Genomic DNA, 4,357 nt, shown 5'->3' with positions numbered 1-4,357 from the left:
CGCCGCCGGAGCGGACGCGCCACACGTCCTCGACGTGGAAGTCGGCGGCGTACCGGTGCAGCCGCCACGGGAGTTCGGTGAACGCGCGGTCGGGGAGCTTCATCGGCGTGGGCCGGTGGTGTGCATGGCGTGGTTCTCCCCGCGGGCGCGGGAGACAGGTAAGGGTAACGGGACGGGTGGGTGCGGGGTGGGCGGGGCTCGGGCACTCGGGTACGACGCCGCCCCGCACCGGGTCGACCTGACCGCGCTGGCCCGGCGGTACCGCCGCGCGCCGGGGTGAGCAGCGCCCCGACCCCACCGCGCGGCGCGCTCCCGGTTCACTCCAGCCAGCGGGGCGCGCACCACCCGTCCACGTCTGGCAGCACCGCCGTGCGCAGCGGGGCGCGGACGTCCACGGCGCCGGGGCACAGCCTGCCCGCCGGCAGTGCGGGCAGGGGCGGGTAGTCGGTCTCGTCGAGCAGCCGCGAACGCAGCCCGCCCCCGGCGTCCTCCCAGACCGCCTCCACCAGTCCCCCGTGCCCGCCCACCCCGGCCAGCACGCCGGGAACGTCGGGGGCCAGGCCCGGCCACACCCGCAGCGGCGCCCTGGGCATCGGCGCCGCCCGCAGTTCGGCCACCTCGGCGGGGACGTGGTGCCTGCGGGCCGCGTTGTCCAGGTGCTGCTCCTCCAGCAACCCGCCCGCGCTCGACAGCTCGGGCGCGCCGCAGCGCCGGGAGTGCCGGTTCGGAGGGGTCACCCGTGCCAGACTAGGCGTCCGTTCGGCCCACCGTGCCCGGTCCTCCCCGCCCCGCCCGCCGCCGCGAGTCCAGCGGCCACACCGCCTCCAGCAGCGCCTTCGTGTACTCGTGCCGCGGGCGCAGCAGCACCTCCTCCACCGGTCCCTGCTCCACGAACCGCCCGTCCAGCATCACCACCACCCGGTCGGCGATGGTCCACGCCAGCCCCAGGTCGTGGGTGATCACCAGCGCGCCCAGGCCCAGGTCCGCGCGCAGGCGCAGCAGCAGCGCGAGGATCTCCCCGCGCACCGACGCGTCCAGCGACGCCACCGGCTCGTCCGCCACCAGCACCCTCGGCCCCAGCGCCAGCGCGCCCGCGATCACCACCCGCTGCCGCTGCCCGCCGGACAGCTCGTGCGGCAGGGCCTGGGTGAACGCCACCGGGGGCCGCAGTTCGGCCTGTTCCAGCGCCGCCGCGACCAGCGCCGCCTCGTCGCCGTCGACGCGGTGGATGCGCAGGCCCTCCGCGACCGCCTCGTACACCGAGTGCCTCGGGTTCAGGGCGCTGGTCGGGTCCTGGAGCACCAGCTGCGCCTGCCGCCGGAACGCGCGCAGCCCGGCCGTCGAGCGCGGCAGCGGGGCGCCGTCGAACTCGACGTGGCCCGAGGTGGGGCGTTGCAGGCCCAGGAGGGTTCTGGCCAGGGTGGTCTTGCCGGAGCCGGACTGGCCGACCAGGGCGACGATCTCCCCCGGCCGCACGTCCAGGTCCACCCCGTCCACGGCCGCCACCCCGTCGAAGACCACCCGCAGGTCGCGGGCGCTCAGCAGCGGCTCCCCCGGCTCCCCGTGCTCGCGCACGCGCCGGAACGCCGGGTCGCCGACGGTGGGGAACGCGGCGGCCAGCGCGCGTGAGTGCTCGTGGACGGGTGCGGCGATGACCTGGCGGGTGGGGCCCTGCTCGACGACCTTGCCGCGGCGCATCACGGCGAGCCGGTCGCAGGTGGCGGCGAGCACGGACAGGTCGTGGCTGATCACGACCAGGCCGATGCCGCGCTCGGCGACCAGCCGGGTGAGCAGCCCGAGGACCTGGGCCTGGACGACGACGTCGAGCGCGGTGGTCGGCTCGTCGGCGATGACCTGGCTGGGCGAGCAGGCCAGGGCCTTGGCGATCATGGCGCGCTGCTTCGGGCCGCCGGACAGCTCGTGCGGGTAGGCGCGGGCGGCGCGCGCGGGGAGCTCGACCTGGTCGAGCAGCTCGGCCACGGCGGCGTCGACGCCCGCCGAGCCCTCGACGCCGTGCAGGCGCATGGGTTCGGCGATCTGGCCGCCGACGCGCCGCACCGGGTTGAAGGCGTGCATGGCGCCCTGGAACACCACGGACGCCTCGGCCCAGCGCACCGCGCGCAGCCTGCCCCAGGACATGGTGGTCACGTCCTCGCCGCCGAGCTCGATCCGCCCGGTGACCTCGGCGGTGCGGGGCAGCAGGCGCAGCACGGACATGGCCACGGTGGACTTGCCGCAGCCCGACTCCCCCGCCAGGCCCAGGGTCTGCCCGGCGTCGAGGTCGAGGTCGACGCCGTCGACGGCGGGGTGCTCGTCGCGGGAGCGGGCGTAGCGCACCCGCAGGTCCCGCACCCGCAGCAGCGGCCCGGCAGAGGCAGGAGCGGCGGCGGCGGTCATCGGTGGCCTCCCAGCCGGGGGATGAGCACGGACTCCATGGCGCGCCCGCACAGGGTGAACGCCAGCACCACGGCCACCACCCCCAGCCCCGGCGGGAGGATGAACCACCACGCCCGCTGGGAGACCGCGCCGTAGCTGCTGGCCGCGTGCAGCATCGACCCCCAGGACACGCGGGTGGGGTCGCCCAGGCCCAGGAACGACAGGGTCGACTCGGAGATGATCGCGCCGGCCACCGCCAGGGTGGTGTTGACCAGCACCAGCGGCAGCACGGCGGGCAGCACGTGCCGCCCGACCACGTGCGCGTGCCCGCCCCCGAGTGCCCTGGCGCGCTCGACGAACGGGCGGGCCTCGACGGCGAGGGTCTGGGCGCGCACCACGCGGGCGGTGGAGGGCCAGGAGGTGACGCCGATGGCGAGCACGATCGTGGCCAGCCCGCGCGGCAGCACGGTGGACAGGGCGATGGCCAGCACCAGGGAGGGCAGGGCGAGGAAGAAGTCGGTGGCGCCCATGAGCAGGCCCTCGGTGCGGCGGAAGTGCGCGGCGGTGACGCCGACGACGGTGCCGATGAGCACGGACAGCACGGCGGCGGCCAGGCCCACGACCAGGGACACGCGGGTGCCCCACCAGGTCAACAGCAGCACCGAGCGCCCGCTGTTGTCGGTGCCCAGCCAGTGCTCGGCGCTGGGTGGTTGGTAGGGGGCGCCGGTGGCCTTGGTGACGTCCAGGCCGCCCGCGTCGGTGAGCAGGGGGGCGAGCAGGGCGAGCGCGGCGATGGCGCCCAGCAGCGCCAGGCCTGCCAGTCCGGCGCGGTGGGCGGCGAAGGCGCGCCAGGTGGCCGCGGCGGCGGCGAGGCGGCGGCGCCTGACCAGGGCGCTCACGAGGCGCGCACCCTGGGGTCCAGGACCCGGTGCAGCAGGTCGGCCAGCACGTTCATCAGCACCACCGCGCCCGCGAGCAGCACGAACACCCCCTGGAGCAGTTGCAGGTCCGGTCCGGTGAGCGCCTCGTAGGTCAGCAGGCCCAGGCCCGGCCAGGAGAACACCGTCTCGACGGTGATCGCGCCCGACACGACCAGCCCGAGGTGCAGGAAGACGAGGGTGACGGTGGGCAGCAGCGCGTTGGGCACGGCGTGGCGGCGGCGCACCAGGTCGTCGCGCAGGCCCTTGGCGCGGGCGGTGGTGATGTAGTCGGCGTGCTTCTCCTCCAGCAGGGAGGAGCGCATGACCAGCAGGTACTGGGCGTAGACGACGGAGACCATGGTGATCACCGGCAGCACCATGTGGTGGGCGACGTCGAGCGCCTGCGGGAGGAACCCGGGCGGGGTGTCGGGGTAGCGCATCCCGCCGCTGGGGAACAGGTCGCCGGTGACCATGGACAGCAGCAGCCCGAGCCAGAAGGTGGGCATGGCCCACTGGGCCAGGGCGGCGCCGGTGGAGATCCGGTCGAAGGCGCTGTCGTGCCGCCAGGCGCCGCGCGCCCCCAGCCACAGGCCCAGCGCCACGGCCAGGAGCGTGGCGGTGCCCGCGAGGAGCACGGTCGGCCACAGGCGCTCGCCGATCAGCTCGAGCACGGGGCGGCGGAAGATGTAGGAGGTGCCCAGGTCGCCGCGCAGCGCGTCGGCGACCCAGGTGGTGAACTGCTCGTGCACGGGCCGGTCGACGCCGAGCTCGGCGCGCAGGACGGCGAGCTGGTCGCGGGTGACGGGGCGGCCCCTGGTCATGGCGACGACCGGGTCGCCGGGGATGACGCGGCACAGCAGGTAGCCGAGCACGACGACGAGGACCAGGCTCGCCGCCGCGCCCGCCCGCTGCCCGCGCAGGTAGCGGGTGCTCACTCGCGGTCCTCGGCGCCCGCGCCGCGCCTGCGGGCCAGCAGCACCCCGCCCGCCACGACGACCACCGCGACGCCGGCGATCAGGACGACGACGAGGGCGCCGTTGCCGTTGTCCGGTTGCGCGCCG

Annotated in this window: 4 protein-coding genes; all 4 read right to left on the bottom strand. The window is 76.0% G+C overall.

The annotated features are described in order from the left end of the window. Positions 1–317 precede the first annotated feature (317 nt). The 4 genes from ACTUAL_RS09995 to ACTUAL_RS09980 are packed head-to-tail and all read right to left on the bottom strand — an operon-like array spanning position 318 to position 4,231. Positions 318–737, bottom strand: coding sequence for a hypothetical protein (locus ACTUAL_RS09995; RefSeq protein ID WP_440900070.1), 420 nt, complete (start codon positions 735–737; stop codon positions 318–320). A 10-nt stretch (positions 738–747) separates the two neighbouring features. After that, positions 748–2,397, bottom strand: coding sequence for an ATP-binding cassette domain-containing protein (locus ACTUAL_RS09990; RefSeq protein WP_440900069.1), 1,650 nt, complete (start codon positions 2,395–2,397; stop codon positions 748–750). Next, positions 2,394–3,275 carry an ABC transporter permease gene (locus ACTUAL_RS09985; RefSeq protein WP_440900068.1) on the bottom strand — a complete coding sequence of 294 codons (882 nt, stop codon included), beginning with the start codon at positions 3,273–3,275 and terminating at the stop codon, positions 2,394–2,396. The genes ACTUAL_RS09990 and ACTUAL_RS09985 overlap by 4 nt, the downstream gene beginning before the upstream one ends. After that, a complete protein-coding gene (locus ACTUAL_RS09980) occupies positions 3,272–4,231 on the bottom strand; it encodes an ABC transporter permease (RefSeq protein WP_440900067.1) in 960 nt (319 codons plus the stop codon). The genes ACTUAL_RS09985 and ACTUAL_RS09980 overlap by 4 nt, the downstream gene beginning before the upstream one ends. Positions 4,232–4,357 lie beyond the last annotated feature (126 nt).

The sequence above is a fragment of the Actinosynnema sp. genome, from assembly GCF_052038725.1.
This window is presented reverse-complemented; position numbering and strand designations above follow the sequence as displayed.